Genomic DNA, 15,062 nt, shown 5'->3' on the forward strand with positions numbered 1-15,062 from the left:
TACCTATAATGATAATGATTTATAAAATAATTTTCAATAGTCTTATTCATGGTTATTGTTTTTAATAGCATTAAGAATCCAAATATACGATCTGGATTTTCTCTGAATTTTCTGAGTTCTGAGTGTCCTCTACATTTTAGGAATGAGAAAATTTATAGCATTATTATTTTTTCTTTTTTTTAGTAACCGTAAGTATGTTATTTTCTTTCATATAACCTTCAAAATCAAATTTTAGTGCAAAAAGTTGTTGCGGCTCAATTCCCGCCGCTAAAGAAATACGTAATAATGTTGATAATTTTGGAACATTTTCTTTATTTAACAATCTATAAACTTGCCTTCTATCGAGATTAGCGGCTGCTGCTAAATCAACAATATCAATTTTTTTATCTTCAAGTATGGATTTTATGTGATCAGCAAGTGCGATAAAGTATTTGTCATCAATATATTTCATTAAATAAAAGTGACATATTTGTCAAAAATATCATTGACATATTTGTCACATGTCGAAAAATATTATTATATTTGTGAAATAAGTTACCTAAATGTAACTTTGCGATACTTCAAAATATTAGAAGCTATTCGCTTAGAATCTCGTATCAGAAAACTGCCAATTTTCATTTACCACGAGAGGATAAGTAGAATGCTCACGCTTTGGCGTGGGCTCTCTTATTCGTGGTAAAGGGTATGGCAGTACCTCTGATACGGTAAGTAGAGTTCCACGCCGTTTTTATTTCCTATGCAGTCCGCTATCTCTACAATTCTCTAAGCTGCTTTTACAAAATACAGTATCAGATTAGGACAGATACAATGGCAGCGCAACCATTGCGGCTTTAAGCTTTCACGGGACACAATTTCATTCATATTAATTTTTGGCTTGTATGGGCGGGGAGCTTTGTAAGAAAGACTCCAAGGCTTCCTCCTATGCGGTCATTAAACAAAGTAAATACAAAAACGATTGAAAAATAAAAGGGTAGACTTTGAAGCTCGGTTTTGGTCCGGCAGTAGGAAACATTCCGGGATAAAACTTATTGAATTATTCTTCTATTTTAATGACCTGGTTACCGCCAAACAGATGCTCAACAATATTATGATCTATGCCGGGAAAAAGAAAACAGCGATTAATGAGGATTCTTCGGCGATCTTTCATTTTCATCAGGTCTTGCGGTCTTTTGTGCGGGCTTGTTATGCAATTAGGTTGAAGGAAATGACTTGGAAAATGAATACTGATTCTGAGAATTCCTCTCCATTGATGCAGGCTTCTCTTTCTGATGATGAATATCTAAACCCAACTCTGGTATTTAGAAAGGCTTTTGCCGAATACAGCATTAAGGACTTTGATTACTATATAGCTATCGTAGTCTATTTCTCAATGGGTGTATTTAAAAATGCTGAACAGAGCAACCTTATCAGTACTTACATCCATCTTACCAAAATGCTGGATGCTGCACACCTTATCCTTGAAAGAAGAATCCCAAAGAGTCAATAACCGTTAAAAATCAGAGAATGGAAAACAGTACCTAGAATTACCCCCTATTAAAAATAAGAAAGCCCTTTCCGCAAGAGTTTGGCGACCAAACGGAAAGAGCATAATGAGTGATTAATAATTATTAAAAACCTATTCAAAAGTATGAAAAATATCTTTTGCAGGGGAATCCTGTCCCTTCTTTTTACCCTTGTGGCGGCTACCACATCCTTTGCACAGAACAAGTCTGTTAAAGTCGGAGAACATCTTCCCGAAAGTTTTTGGACAACCTCTCTTCCTGTAGTCAACCACTCACAGAAAACATTAAATCTTTCAGAAGATAAAAGCAAATTAATTCTAATAGACTTCTGGAACACCTGGTGCAGTGCCTGCCTGATGAATATTCCTAAGATAACTACATTGCAACAGAAGTTCGGGGACAGAATCAGGATACTTCCGGTAAGCAATCAGGACAAGCCGGCACTGGAAAAATTCTTTGTGTCTCAAAATGGAAAGAAGTATAACACTCTGACTTCCGTTTATAACGATTCCTACTTTCATCAGCTTTTTCCGCACGCCGGTGTACCGTTTATCATCTGGATCAAGGATGGAAAACTACTGAGTACAACCGATGCAACGCAGCTTACCGAAGAGACCATTAATGAGATCCTGGATGGAAAGCAATCTTCATTGCAGACCATTATTCAAATGGACAGAAAACGTCCCTTGATGCTTTCCGAGGATTATGACCGTCAGAAAAATATCCAGCTCCTCAATTATTCATTCTTTGCCAAAGGCCCCATTCCCGACATAGGCTCAGGCGGAACATTCCGGACCACAGCATCCGGAGCGATCAATGGCAGACAATTTACCAACCTTCCTCTTTGGGATATGTATTATGCCATCGGTTTTGAATTGTTCAGACAGCAATCTCAAGAATCCTTTACAGGTAAAAGAATGCTCATTGAAGTTAAAGAACCCCAAAAACTTGTGCTTCAACAAAAAGCAGACGGTTCCAATGATACCTCTAATCTTTATAACTACGAATTCATCATTCCCGAAAGTATGGCTGATGCGCTTTATCAATATATGCTGGAAGATATCAACCGCTATTCCGGCTACACCGTAACACTGGAAAAGAGACCTGTACAATGCCTGATATTAATAAGAACAAGTCAGAAAGATAAGCTGGCGAGCAAAGGCGGGGACAAACGCTCCACCTTTCCACGGACACCATCCATCCTCAGAAACGCACCGCTCAGAAATATGATCAATATGCTGAACGGCGAAATTCCCATTAAAGAAATCTTTGTCGATGAGACCGGCTATACAGGAAATGTAGATCTGGAAGTCTCCGGCATCAAGGATATCCCGACACTCAGGAAAGAACTTCAGAAATATGACCTTGACCTGATCCTAGCAGAACGTAATCTATTGATGATGGTCATTAAAGATATTCAATAATGAAAATTATCTGTCATCTATCCATCGTCAAACAAATTGGATCATTGATCTACTTGATTCTAAGGTTAACATTTAAATATTTCATTGAATTATCAACAACTCAAAACTATATCAAACTATGAAGAAATTATTAATGCTTCCCGCCACCTGTTTTGCTTTTCCCATAATGGCGCAGCAGATAATTACGGGAAGCGTTTTGGATGAAACCACCCGATTGCCGGTGAAAGGCATAACGGTAGCCATACAGAATACCAAAACCGCCACCACAACAGACCAAAACGGAAAATTCAGCCTCAGTACAGACGAAAAAAGAATCAGCCTGGTTATTCTCGGTAAAGGTTATGAAGAAAAGGTACTTCCTTTGGAACTGCCACTTCCAGAACCTTTGAGGATTTACCTATCAGAGAAAGTGGCACAGATCGATGAAGTGGTACTGACAACGGGATATCAGAAAATATCGAAAGAGCGGTCCACAGGTTCGTTCTCCGCCGTAGGTAAGACCGCCCTGAACACACAGGTCTCCACCAATATCCTTGACCGCCTGGCTGGCACTGCGAATGGCATTGTGATCAGCCGGGGGACTTCCCAGGGAACGCCGCAGATTATGGTCAGAGGACTCAGCACGATTCAGGGACCGAAAGCCCCGCTGATCGTTGTGGACAATTTTCCATACGAAGGCGACATCAGCAATATCAATCCCAATATTGTTGAGAACATCACCATTCTCAAAGATGCGGCAGCTGCGAGCATCTGGGGAGCACGAGCTGCCAACGGGGTCATTGTCATTACCACTAAGGGAGCAAAATATAATCAGCCGATCACGGTGGATTTTAATACCTTTCTCACAACAAGCCCCAAACCGGATCTGAATTACCTCAAAGTCATTTCCAGCGCAGATTTTATCGATGTGGAGCAAGAGCTTTTTAAAAAGAACTTTTATAACACCGATATCAACTCGTCGAGCCATCCCGTCCTTTCTCCGGTTGTCGATCTTCTCAACAAGGAAAAAAAAGGCCTCCTTTCTCACGAAACCGTTCAGAAGGAAATTGAACGACTAAAAGGTATTGATTCACGAGACCAATTCAAAAGGTATATGTATCAGCCATTGGACAACAGGCAGTATTCACTGAGTATGGCTGGCGGTGCACAGCAGTTTTCGTGGACTTCTTCATTAGGATACGATGACAATACCGGAAACCTCGGTGAGAACTACCAGCGTATGAACCTTCGTTTCCAGAACAGCTGGCAACCCCTGAAGAACTTTACCCTGAACACCGGGATCTTCTTTACCCATTCAGCGACCCGAAACGGAAGAAGCGCCTACGGCAGTATTATTATGAAGACCAATGCGGTTCCCTATATGGAAATGGCAGACGCGAACGGTAATGCGCTCATCGTCTCAAAATCTTTTGAGCAGGGCTACAAATCAGGATTGGGGAATGGAAAATTACTGGACTGGAACTATTACCCGCTGACCGACTGGCAGCATTTCTCAGTAACAGGCAGAAGCTCGGAGATTATCCTCAATGCGGGACTGAACTACAAGATCCTGAAGGGATTTGATTCTGATCTGAAATACCAGTACCAGAGAACTACCGGTCTATCCAACAGTCTTTATGATGAAGAAAGCTACTATGTCAGGGATTATGTCAACCGCTTCACGGTCATCAATTCCAACGGCAGTCTGACCTATAACGTTCCGAAAGGCAGCATACTGGATAAAACTACCTCACAGCTGCTCATCAACAATTTCCGTGGTCAGCTGAATTTCAACAGAGGATTTGGAAAACATCAGGTCTCAGCCATTGCCGGCGGAGAGGTCCGGGATGCCAATTCCCAATCGGTCAATACCAGATACTACGGCTATGATTCGAACAACCTTTCATTCGGTACGGTGGACTTTAAAAATAAATACCCACTGATCACGGGTGGTACTTCCTTTATTGATAACCTTAATGCCCTGCGGGAAACCAACAATCGCTTTGTATCCATATATGCCAATGCTGCCTATACCTTTGATAACCGCTATACCATTTCCGGAAGTGCCAGAAGAGATGCCAGCAACCTGTTCGGCTTAAAGACCAATGACCAGTGGAATCCGTTCTGGTCGGCAGGACTTTCCTGGAATGTCTCTAATGAGAAGTTCTATCCGCTTAGCTGGCTGCCTGAACTCAAGCTCAGAGGCTCTTACGGTTATAACGGCAATATCAACCCTGCAATGGTTGCCGTGACCACAATGGCCATACTGGGTGTTTCTACCTACACCCAGGAACAGATGGCTAGATTTGACAATTATTACAATCCACAGCTTCGATGGGAAACGGTAAGGATGATCAATGCAGGACTGGATTTTGCCACCCGCAACAATAGGATCTCCGGCTCTGTAGAATATTTCCGTAAAAAAGGAGAAAACCTCTTCGGCCAGGTTCCGCTGGATTATACAATAGGATTAACCAGCCTGGTATGGAATGTTGCAGGTATTGAAGGGAGCGGTATTGATGTGGAATTAAGGACCATCAACATCAATAAAGCATTCCGTTGGCAGACCACGGCTAATTTCAGCACATACAAGGACAAGGTGACGAAATACTATCCAAGCAGTACCATTGCCAGGAATTTTGTATTGTCAAGTGTTCCCATTTCGGGCATTGAAGGCTTGCCGATCTATTCCATATTCGCTTACCAGTGGGCAGGGCTTGATCCTCAGAATGGTGACCCCAGAGGTTATCTGAACGGCGAGGTCAGTAAGGATTACGCCAAGATAATGGGAGCTGATGTGAAGGATTTGCAATATTTTGGTTCTGCCATTCCTACGGTGTACGGTTCCTTGACTAATACCTTTTCTTATAAGCAATTCACTTTGGATGTAGGGATCACCTATAAGCTGGGGTATTATTTCAGAAGGCCATCGATCAATTACACCAGCCTTTTTAAAGATTGGGTTGGGCACAGCGATTATGCCTTACGATGGCAGAAACCAGGAGACGAAGTATTTACCGATGTGCCTTCCAATCAGTATCAAACCAACTCCAACCGGGATGCCTTTTATGCAGGTTCAGCGGCTCTGATTGAGAAAGGTGACCATATACGTCTGCAATACATTAACTTGGGCTATGAGATAAACAAAAAGCAGTGGCAGCAAATGCCGCTAAAAGCCTTACAGCTCTACGCCAATATCAGTAACCTGGGAATCCTATGGCAGGAAAGCAAAAGCGGGATCGATCCTGATTTTAATCTAGGCAGCTATGTGGTAAAGCCTCCTGTAATGTATACTTTAGGATTGAAAGCTAAATTTTAAAAATATAAAATTAAAAAATCAGAGATATGAAAACGATCAAGACAATCAACATAATAAAAACACTCTTTAAATTATCAGTGCTAATACCGGTAATACTATCCGTTTTGAGTTGCAGTGATTTTTTAGACGAAAAGTCAGACCTGAAGCTGGCCACGCCTGATAAGCTGGAAGACAACCAGATGCTGCTCAACAATTATGGTTTTCTGAATGTCGATTTTGCCTCTAGCGGTGAAACAAGCTCGGATGACTATTACCTGACGGATGCAGATTATAATGCATTAAGCTTCGAGGCATCCAAACGCCTTTATATCTGGATGCCGGACAATGTGGCTACTCCGGTTTCCTCCGGAAATGACTGGTCAGCCTGTTACCGAAGCATCTATATCTGTAATGCCGTACTCTTCAATATGAAGGATAAGAACTATACCGGCGAGCAGGCTGATAACATCAGGGGTCAGGCGTTGGCTTTGCGTGCCTTCCGCTACCTTGATGCTGCGCAGGTCTGGTGTAAAGCTTATAATCCTCAAACCGCAGGAATAGACTTGGGACTTCCTCTAAGATTAGATCCGGATATGAATATTCCGTCAGTGCGGTCAACGGTACAGCAGACCTACGAGCAGATTATCAGTGACCTTCAGACTGCCATTCCATTGTTGTTACCAAAACAAATTTCCGGAATGCGGATCTCAAAGGCAGCGGCTTATGGTCTATTAGCCCGTACTTATCTGTTTATGGGAGATTATGAGAAAGCGCTCAGCAAAACGGAAGCGGCACTAAACATCAATAGCGAGCTGATGGATTTCAATACCCTGAATCCTAATGCGGATTATCCTGTTGCCGAATTGAACAAAGAGGTTCTGCTCTGGGCAGCGATGAAGTATGAATACCATTTGATTCCGGCCAAAATCCCTGACAACATTTACCAGATGTACGATAATAATGATCTGCGGAAGAGTGTATTCTTCAGAAAGAATGCTGCCAATGAAGTGCTGTTCAAGGCGTATTATAATAATGCCAACGGTCCGCTCGTAAGTGTTGCTACCGATGAGTTGTATCTGATGGCAGCTGAATGCAAGATTAGGTTAAACCGGGTTCAGGAGGGATTGAATGATCTTAACAATCTTCTCATTAAACGCTGGAAAACCGGAACCTTTGTTCCTATAACTGCCAATTCGCAGTCGGAGGCTTTGGATATTGTTCTGAAGGAACGACGGAAAGAGCTTCTGATCCGTGGGCTCCGGTGGCCAGACCTCAAACGGTATAACCGCGATGGGGCTAATATTACGCTGACAAGAATGGTAAAAGGACAAACTTATACGTTACCACCGAACGACCCTCGCTATGCGATCGCCATTCCGGAAGATATCATAACGCTGAGCGGAATGCCGCAGAATCCGAGATAAACAAAACAGGGCTGGAAATTTTCCAGCCCTTCATTGTTAAAAAATGATCAGTTACGGTCTTCTTTCACTTGGGTGAATCGCAAGAACCTGGGCATTGGTCAGCCCGTCGATCACATCACTCAGGTTGCTTCCTTCCGGAACGGTCATCGAACAAGGTCTGTTTCCTGAAGTAATACAGGATGGGCTTGTTCCTTCCTGCCAGTTGGCGACTTCAGCGAATGCACCTTCTGACACATCACTGCTGTTGTAAAAATACTGTTTGTCAGCAGACTTTTTCTCCATTACTTTAAAGGACATTACAGCCCCAGAGAATATCACGGCAGCAATGGCTACCGCATTAACTTTTAAAAATTGGTTGAATTTCATAATTGCGGTCTTTTTATACATCAAAAAAGATTACCTTAAAAACTTTAGAAACTTGTCTGGGAATTATGGATGAACCGGTAAAAATTACTTGTTGTACCCATAGTTTTAAAAACTTGTCGTACCATTATACCGCATTCTTTGTGTTCCCGGACAAATTGTGGTTGGTAAATACATTAAAAATTGTCGGTTGTTAAACAGCTTTCGGCTGTCTAATTGTAAGGTTGAACATTAATTACAAATTCAGTCACGATCGATCATCCGTAAATAATACGGTAACATACTTATTCAGCAGGCCTGCTGTATTTTAGATTTATACCTAAAGCAATAATAGTAAGGACGACACAGCCAATATTGAAATACAAATGCTGTTGCCAACTCATTTTCTCCAAAATTCCGCCGCAGGAGCAAGGGAGATTTTTACTTGTCCTTAGCAGTAAAGTGATATATACCGTGAAGATGAGCATCAAAACAAGGCTTCCTATCAGTCCAATAGTTCTGGTTTTCCGGTAACATAATAATCCTGCAATAAGAAATTCAACAATGATTATAGTGTAAGGCAGGAATTGTGATAATTTATTCAATAAAGGTGATGCTGAAATCTGGGCTTGAAAATTTTCAAAATCCAATATCTTACTGATAGCTGCATAGCAGAAGAGAATAACAAAGAAAATGCTTACCGCAAATGGTATTATTTTTTTAAAATATTTCATGACATTAGTTTATTGTTGACAGTATTCTGTGTAAAGTATATGTCTATTTTTCTTACAATTACTGATCAAATGTAAAACAGAAATTCAACAAAAAAAATGATTTACGATGCCTGTTTCCTATGTCTGATGCCAGTTTATAAACTGATCCTCTGTATCAAAATCCCAGAGCGGCATAGCTGTAGGCTATAGTTTTTTCATAAAAGTGATTATAAGTTGGAATTAGACATTGTGCTCAAAAAGACAAATGATGCTTATTCAGCACATCAAATGTTATTTTGTGTGAATAAGAACCGTAATGGATGGTATTTTGGTTATGTAGTTTACAAACAGTTGGATATTCCATAAAAAATAATGTAATTTTATAAAAGGTTTTAATAAAATGAAGATAACGTGCAGATGTTCAGGTTGTTCATATTGCTTTTGGTTTCCACTGCGGAATTATGGGTTGCGCAGAGTACAGACAATGTGGCCTATCATCAAATCAGAAAAAAGTACGATTACAAGAAGGTTAATGATACTACAGCACTTTCTTACGTTGACCTTTTAATTGCCCTCGCGAAAAAAGAAAAAAATTATTCCGAATTAACATATGCATACCATGATGCCCTACATTTTGAGCCATCAGGATACCGCAAAAAGCTGTATGCAGACAGTGCAATAACTTCCGCTCAGCATAGTTGTAATAACGATCTTATTGCCTCTGCTTATCTTGGAAGGGGAATTGTGTCTTACTTTATTTTTAAAGACTATCAACCTGCATTGGATGATTATATAAAAGCGTTATCCTACGCCAGATATAGCACTAGTCCATACATAAAGTATAATATATTATATCACCTGGGTGTAATGAAGAGTTATCTGGGATATTATAATGAAGCGGTCAGTCAATTTGAGGCCTGTTCTGCATTCTTTAGACAGGAAATTTTGAAAAGTAATTCCCCAGATATCCTGTACAATATGCGCAAAGGCTATTATAATACTTTACATCAACTTATCTATTGCTACCAGCAAATGGGAGATGATGATAGTGCCGACCGCTTAATTGAAATAGGCAAGAGGGAAATACCCAAAGATTTAGATTTCGTCCAGTTGAGGAGTTGTTTTTTTAAATCAGAAGGCATTTCTAAATTCCGTAAAGGAAATTACGAGCAAAGTATTGCCGATCTCAATCGTGCACAACCGGAACTGGTCAGGGTAAATGACTTTGCCGGGATATCAGTGATCTACTTTTATCTGGGAAAGAATAAATTGGCTCAGCACCGAGAACAAGAATCCTTTAGTTTTTTTAGAAAAGTTGATTCTCTTTATCAGAAATACCATTTTTTCTTTCCTGAGCTTACGGAAAACTATAACATTTTACTGGAGAATGCCCGTAAAAAATCAAATATAGATGAGAGCTTATCTTTTGCCAATACCCTCCACAAAATTGAAAAAATAAACATAGAAGACACACATCATCTTTTTATACAGTTTGAGGCCGAACGGATAAATATTGAATATTCGAGTATTACACAACGTTACAGGTATATTCTCGTTGGCGTTGTAGCAGTCTCTATGTTCTTACTTATATTCACTATAAGCACTTATCTGGAAAAGAAGTCCGAGAAAACATACGATGTGGTCTTAGCGGGTGTGGGTGTTGATATTGAGAGATTAAAAACTGATGTCTCACCGCCAAAATCCACATTGAGTGCAGAGATTCGCAACAGAATTCGGAAGAATCTACAGAAATTTGAAGACGAAAAAGAGTTTTTAAAACCGAACCTGAGTTTGAAAAAAATTGCCATAAGAGTAGGAACAAACGCTAATTATCTATCTGCCTATATTAACACAGAGAAAGGAATGCATTTTAACCGTTACCTAAGTGAGTTGCGCATTAAGTATATCGCCGAACTGCTCGCGAAAGATCCTACAACAGCACATCAGAAAACTGAAGTTCTTGCCAAATTATGCGGAATTGCCTCTCGCTCCAACTTTCTAAAACTGTTTTCGGAGATCTATGGTATGTCGCTACAAGAGTATCAGCATCAGTGCAGAGAAAAGTTTGCTGCGAATGAAGATCTTAATTAAGTTGTGTTTGGATGATGTCTACAACACTCCTCAAATCGTAAAGTTTCTGGAATCTATATTTTAGACATCCAAATCAATTTCACAGATTTTCTCTGATTCAAGAGATTGAGGAAGATTGAATTGCTGAAATACCTATAGATATTGATTCAATGCGTATATTTGGAATGTTAAAGAATAATTAAATAAGGGATAAATATGGGATTTTTTGACTTTTTCAAGACAAAACATAAAAAGGAAAATGAATTAAAAGAAAGTGATGACGCAATTTCACAATCTGAAAAAATCAATGAAAATTCTATTCTTGATGACGGATACCATAAACCATCAAATTGGACGTCGAACTATATTTATGGATTCATTAATGGAAATCCTATGCAAAAAATCTCCAATCATAATGATTTAATAGAAATTATTAGAAACACGATTGGTAATGGAAAAGGTTATATCGCAATAGATTCAATATTTCATCCTTATAATTTAATAAATCATAAAGGTGCTACTGCCTGGGATTTAGCTTGGTTTTGGTTGTATACTCAGGACCAAGGGAAAATTATTTCTGAAATTGCAAGAAATGAAACTGCTACAATTGTTCGATCTGAAAATTTAAATCTACTGGAGAATTTCAGGATTTGGCCAAATGACAATTTAAATCCCCATAAGAATAAGCAATATGATAGATTCGTTCCTTTTGTTCTGCCTTATTTAACTTACTCGATAGATGATAAAGATGAAGAACATTGGGTAAAAATGATAAATGCTGAATTGCAGTTGCAGGGACACGCTCATACGTATATCGAAAATTTCAACCGTGTCTTATCAAATAATTTTGAAGGACACGTTATGACATTAGGCTTTGGAGAATTTAATAGAGAAAATTTAGACGACCTGATCAATAAATTCACAGATTTTTATGACCAGAATATGAGTGGAAGATAAAACTCTTTAGATTTTACAGGTTCCCATAGAGTCGGAAAAACAACTTTGATGGAAGAGATTGCACCATAAACATTTGTGTGAAGCTTATCCTCATTCCAGTTCATTTCTGGCATTATTTTATCAACACTAATGATAAAAATAGTAAATGAAAGATCTCTTATTTGAAAATTGGGAAAAGCTTGGACAGGTCGCATTGATGACCATCGCCTCTTTTATCATTCTATTCCTTTTCATCAGGATCTCAGGAAAAAGAACCTTGGCTAAGTTCAATGCTTTCGATTTTGTGGTCACGGTCGCTCTGGGTTCCACATTGGCCTATATGATGCTTGCGATGGTTCCTTTAGCAGAAGGTGTAATGGTCTTATTTCTGATAATAGCTTTACAATACCTGTTTGCGAAATTGGCAAGTACATCCGATAAGATGGAGCACCTGATCAATTCCTCTCCACGTTTACTGTTCTATAAAGGCAAATACCTCAAAGACAATATGAACACCGAGGCCATAACGGTTGATGAGATTAACGCTGTAGTGCGTCAGGAAGGAATTGAAATGTTAGATGATGTTTTGGCAGTTGTCATCGAGCTCAATGGAGAGATCAGTGTCATCAAAAAATCGGATACTCCGGGTGGTAAAAGTTCTTTGGAAGATCTTGATATCCCTGACAGTGAAGGAAGGGACAATCTGTAGAATTTTTGCAGTTATATATTTTAATTTATCAAATTAACAAAAGCTTGTCTACATTTTTACTTTTTCACTCTTTTCATAGGAAAGGTCTGTTTGCGTTTCTGTCCGTTTTTTGTTCCTGAAATTTCGGCGATCAATGAATCGGAAGTGATTTTTGTGTAAGCAATGATCTGCGGAAAGTCGTGCTGTGGATTTTCAAAGACCAATTGATTTCCTGAAATAGTTTTGGCAACAAAACGAACAGGCAGACCATCATTTTGATTTTTAACAGTGGGAATGTAAAACAATTTTTTATTTTCCTGCACGAGCCGGATATTTTCAAAAACGATCGTGTCTTTGCCTCTGACAGTATAACTTTTCCCCAAAAGTTCATTATTACCAGCTTTAGTCCAGGTTTCATAGAGGCTGCCTCTTTGGGTCTTGTTTTCCCAAGTACCGATCAGCCATTCTGCTTTTTGAATGTCTTTTGTCTGCTTTATTGTCCAGGCATAGAGAATAGCCAAACTAATTACTGTAATAAAAAATTTTACTCCTGTTTTCATAATATTAGCTGATTGAATAATTGTTATTTTATTTAATTTCCAAACACGGGAGGGCTTCTTTGTCGAAAATTTAGATGACAAAGTTGCAATGTTTTTTAAAACTAAAATTGTAAAAATGGGACAAGTCTAATCCGTTCCGTAAAAAAGCGAAGACATCGTAAGGTGACCACCGTAAAATTCTTTGGGCGTAGATCCTGTAAATTCTTTAAACTCTTTGATAAAGTGCGCCTGGTCATAGTACTCGTTTTCGTAAGCCAGATTTGCGAGGTTGGAGAACTGATCATTCAGCAACATTTTGAGCGCAGCCTGCAATCGGATCGTCCTGGATAGTTGTTTGGGACTCAAACCGATGGCCGAAGAAAATTTACGCAACAATTGTCTTCGGTTAAGATTGGTTTGTCTGGACAGTTCGTCAACTGATAGCTGTCCATTGGCTGTTACAATGGTTTCTATGGTTGATTTTACAATGCGATCAATGGTTTCGATGTCAGTCAGCCGATTCAGCAAAAATATTTCAATGAGCTTTATTCTCTCCGTAGTAGAATTGGCATTTAAGATCTGTTGCTCAATTTCCAGTCCATCATTTCCGAACAGCTTTTCCAATGAAACAGCGGTATTTTCCATCTCTTTTATAGGAAATGTGGTAAAAGGCAAAAATCCTTCCGGATGAAAACGGATAGAGAAAATTCCTGTCTCGCCGGTCGGCTGAATCTCAAGTGGCCGCGTAAGTTGTCCGATAACAAAACATCTGGGCTGGATAATGCTGTTCCCATTATCCAAGTATTGTTTGTATAGATCGCCATAATGAAAGATCATCTCCATACATCCGTCGGGAACGATGGTCTGCTTTTCAGGGGGTTCTTCTTTCGGGCTTTCCAATATCCAATAACATCTGATAAATGCTGTCAAGTTCTGATCCGGTTCAAATGTCTGGTAATTCATTGGGTGTCTTTAAAAACTTCAAAGTAATTCAAATATAATCAATCTTCGCGTAAAGTGATTGATCGATAATCTATAATAAACCTGCGTGATTTAAGTACAGGTAAAATTGAAACCTGCGCAGAATGTGTACAGGTCAGTCTAAGACTGGCTCAAAAACTAAGCAACTCAACACTGATCCTGCTTAAAAATTGCGCCACTTTTTTGAAAACCGCCTCAAAAATGTTACCACAAAACGTTTATCTGGCTCAAAAAGTGAGATGTTCATCACTAACCCGGCGCAGAATTTGAGCCGTATACAGTCGATGCGGCTCAAGAATTAAACCTCCATATCTCTAAATTGTATCTAAGAAAGTAAAGCAGCTCACAGCCCTGCTTAAAAATTGCGCCACTTTTTTGAAAACTGGCTCAAAAATGTTACCGCAAAACGCTTACCTGGCTCAAAAAGTGAGCCGGTCATCCCTAATTCGGTGCAGAATTTGAACCGTGTACTTTCAATGCGGCTCAAAAATTAAACCGCCCTTATGTCATTGTCTTTTCTGCTTTTTTTCTTTTCAAAAGCAATTAATACAACTGGTTAGTAATCAGTAAAATGCAGTCAAATTTCAGAGCTCTGAAAAATCGGCGGTACAATTAAGCAAGATGTGTCTTTGTATATACAAACTTTTCAAGTTTTATATCCAAGACTCTCTTGCCTTTTTTGTAAAAAGGGAAAAGACTTCGGAACTCGTCTTTTTTTCTTTGTAAACCATCTAGTAAATTCCAATTTATTCTTTTTTAATCTCCAAAAGATTTCTTCATCATCCAGATTGTTCTTATTTAGCCCACATCCCTCTAGCACTATTGTTTTCAATGTTTTAATACTACAACTTTGTAGAAGAAAACTAAGTCAAAAACAAAAATGAAGTAGCTATGATCGTAAACCTAATCACCAAAGAAGACCTTCAGGAATTTAAAACCGAATTGTTGGAAGACCTACAAAACCTGTTTCAAATAAAAATTTCCCAACAGAAATTATGGCTTCGTTCGTCAGAGGTCAAAGCACTTCTGAAAATCTCCTCCGGAACATTGCAGAAGCTACGCATCAATGGAACTTTATCTTACACCCGTGTCGGTGGAACACTATATTACAATTACAAAGACATTGAAGAAATGCTGAAAAATAAGCAATGATATTTCGAAGCACC

Annotated in this window: 14 protein-coding genes; 8 read left to right on the forward strand and 6 right to left on the reverse strand. The window is 39.2% G+C overall.

The features are described from left to right. Positions 1–163: 163 nt before the first annotated feature. Complete coding sequence (locus ACOOWA_RS04950) at positions 164–451, reverse strand: helix-turn-helix domain-containing protein (RefSeq protein WP_421373645.1); 288 nt, start codon at positions 449–451, stop codon at positions 164–166. A 753-nt stretch (positions 452–1,204) separates the two neighbouring features. On the opposite strand from ACOOWA_RS04950, the gene ACOOWA_RS04955 reads away from it, so the two are divergent. The 4 genes from ACOOWA_RS04955 (at position 1,205) to ACOOWA_RS04970 (ending at position 7,627) form a co-directional block, all read left to right on the forward strand. Beyond that, positions 1,205–1,486, forward strand: coding sequence for a hypothetical protein (locus ACOOWA_RS04955; RefSeq protein WP_421373646.1), 282 nt, complete (start codon positions 1,205–1,207; stop codon positions 1,484–1,486). Between the two features lie 141 nt (positions 1,487–1,627). Then, a complete protein-coding gene (locus tag ACOOWA_RS04960; RefSeq protein WP_421373647.1) occupies positions 1,628–2,926 on the forward strand; it encodes a TlpA family protein disulfide reductase in 1,299 nt (432 codons plus the stop codon). A 118-nt stretch (positions 2,927–3,044) separates the two neighbouring features. Continuing rightward, complete coding sequence (locus ACOOWA_RS04965; RefSeq protein ID WP_421373648.1) at positions 3,045–6,224, forward strand: SusC/RagA family TonB-linked outer membrane protein; 3,180 nt, start codon at positions 3,045–3,047, stop codon at positions 6,222–6,224. Positions 6,225–6,250: 26 nt separating this feature from the next. After that, complete coding sequence (locus tag ACOOWA_RS04970) at positions 6,251–7,627, forward strand: RagB/SusD family nutrient uptake outer membrane protein (RefSeq protein WP_421373650.1); 1,377 nt, start codon at positions 6,251–6,253, stop codon at positions 7,625–7,627. Positions 7,628–7,678: 51 nt separating this feature from the next. On the opposite strand, the gene ACOOWA_RS04975 is transcribed toward ACOOWA_RS04970, so the two are convergent. Further along, positions 7,679–7,993, reverse strand: a complete 315-nt coding sequence (locus tag ACOOWA_RS04975) for a hypothetical protein (protein ID WP_421373651.1) — start codon at positions 7,991–7,993, stop codon at positions 7,679–7,681. 281 nt (positions 7,994–8,274) lie between these two features. Continuing rightward, positions 8,275–8,703: a MauE/DoxX family redox-associated membrane protein gene (locus ACOOWA_RS04980; RefSeq protein WP_421373652.1), complete on the reverse strand. Its 429-nt coding sequence runs from the start codon at positions 8,701–8,703 to the stop codon at positions 8,275–8,277. Positions 8,704–9,123: 420 nt separating this feature from the next. Here ACOOWA_RS04980 and ACOOWA_RS04985 point away from each other — a divergent pair, with 420 nt between their 5' ends. Next, the gene (locus ACOOWA_RS04985) at positions 9,124–10,773 is read left to right on the forward strand and encodes a helix-turn-helix domain-containing protein (protein WP_421373653.1); all 1,650 of its coding nucleotides are present in this window, start codon (positions 9,124–9,126) and stop codon (positions 10,771–10,773) included. A gap of 195 nt (positions 10,774–10,968) precedes the next feature. Further along, on the forward strand, positions 10,969–11,709 hold the full coding sequence (locus tag ACOOWA_RS04990; protein WP_421373654.1) for a hypothetical protein: 741 nt from the start codon (positions 10,969–10,971) through the stop codon (positions 11,707–11,709). On the opposite strand, the gene ACOOWA_RS04995 is transcribed toward ACOOWA_RS04990, so the two are convergent. Beyond that, the gene (locus ACOOWA_RS04995) at positions 11,682–11,813 is read right to left on the reverse strand and encodes a hypothetical protein (RefSeq protein ID WP_421373655.1); all 132 of its coding nucleotides are present in this window, start codon (positions 11,811–11,813) and stop codon (positions 11,682–11,684) included. The genes ACOOWA_RS04990 and ACOOWA_RS04995 overlap by 28 nt on opposite strands. 41 nt (positions 11,814–11,854) lie before the next feature. On the opposite strand from ACOOWA_RS04995, the gene ACOOWA_RS05000 reads away from it, so the two are divergent. Then, a complete protein-coding gene (locus ACOOWA_RS05000) occupies positions 11,855–12,397 on the forward strand; it encodes a DUF421 domain-containing protein (RefSeq protein WP_421373656.1) in 543 nt (180 codons plus the stop codon). Positions 12,398–12,453: 56 nt separating this feature from the next. Here ACOOWA_RS05000 and ACOOWA_RS05005 read toward each other — a convergent pair whose 3' ends face one another. Further along, the gene (locus ACOOWA_RS05005; protein WP_421373658.1) at positions 12,454–12,936 is read right to left on the reverse strand and encodes a DUF6265 family protein; all 483 of its coding nucleotides are present in this window, start codon (positions 12,934–12,936) and stop codon (positions 12,454–12,456) included. Between the two features lie 126 nt (positions 12,937–13,062). Beyond that, complete coding sequence (locus tag ACOOWA_RS05010; protein ID WP_421373660.1) at positions 13,063–13,878, reverse strand: DUF6597 domain-containing transcriptional factor; 816 nt, start codon at positions 13,876–13,878, stop codon at positions 13,063–13,065. A 909-nt stretch (positions 13,879–14,787) separates the two neighbouring features. On the opposite strand from ACOOWA_RS05010, the gene ACOOWA_RS05015 reads away from it, so the two are divergent. Further along, positions 14,788–15,048, forward strand: coding sequence for a helix-turn-helix domain-containing protein (locus ACOOWA_RS05015; protein WP_421373662.1), 261 nt, complete (start codon positions 14,788–14,790; stop codon positions 15,046–15,048). Positions 15,049–15,062: the final 14 nt, after the last annotated feature.

It is taken from the genome of Chryseobacterium sp. GP-SGM7 (genome assembly GCF_049166575.1).
In the GTDB taxonomy this organism is placed as follows: domain Bacteria; phylum Bacteroidota; class Bacteroidia; order Flavobacteriales; family Weeksellaceae; genus Chryseobacterium.

Coding starts and splice junctions, on each gene's coding strand:
- ACOOWA_RS04970 (WP_421373650.1), top strand. CDS start 6,251: ATGAAAACGATCAAGACAATCAACATAATAAAAACACTCTTTAAATTA.
- ACOOWA_RS04980 (WP_421373652.1), bottom strand. CDS start 8,703: ATGAAATATTTTAAAAAAATAATACCATTTGCGGTAAGCATTTTCTTT.
- ACOOWA_RS04950 (WP_421373645.1), bottom strand. CDS start 451: ATGAAATATATTGATGACAAATACTTTATCGCACTTGCTGATCACATA.
- ACOOWA_RS04960 (WP_421373647.1), top strand. CDS start 1,628: ATGAAAAATATCTTTTGCAGGGGAATCCTGTCCCTTCTTTTTACCCTT.
- ACOOWA_RS05005 (WP_421373658.1), bottom strand. CDS start 12,936: ATGAAAACAGGAGTAAAATTTTTTATTACAGTAATTAGTTTGGCTATT.
- ACOOWA_RS05000 (WP_421373656.1), top strand. CDS start 11,855: ATGAAAGATCTCTTATTTGAAAATTGGGAAAAGCTTGGACAGGTCGCA.
- ACOOWA_RS04955 (WP_421373646.1), top strand. CDS start 1,205: ATGACTTGGAAAATGAATACTGATTCTGAGAATTCCTCTCCATTGATG.
- ACOOWA_RS04965 (WP_421373648.1), top strand. CDS start 3,045: ATGAAGAAATTATTAATGCTTCCCGCCACCTGTTTTGCTTTTCCCATA.
- ACOOWA_RS05015 (WP_421373662.1), top strand. CDS start 14,788: ATGATCGTAAACCTAATCACCAAAGAAGACCTTCAGGAATTTAAAACC.
- ACOOWA_RS04995 (WP_421373655.1), bottom strand. CDS start 11,813: ATGAACTGGAATGAGGATAAGCTTCACACAAATGTTTATGGTGCAATC.
- ACOOWA_RS04975 (WP_421373651.1), bottom strand. CDS start 7,993: ATGAAATTCAACCAATTTTTAAAAGTTAATGCGGTAGCCATTGCTGCC.
- ACOOWA_RS04990 (WP_421373654.1), top strand. CDS start 10,969: ATGGGATTTTTTGACTTTTTCAAGACAAAACATAAAAAGGAAAATGAA.
- ACOOWA_RS05010 (WP_421373660.1), bottom strand. CDS start 13,878: ATGAATTACCAGACATTTGAACCGGATCAGAACTTGACAGCATTTATC.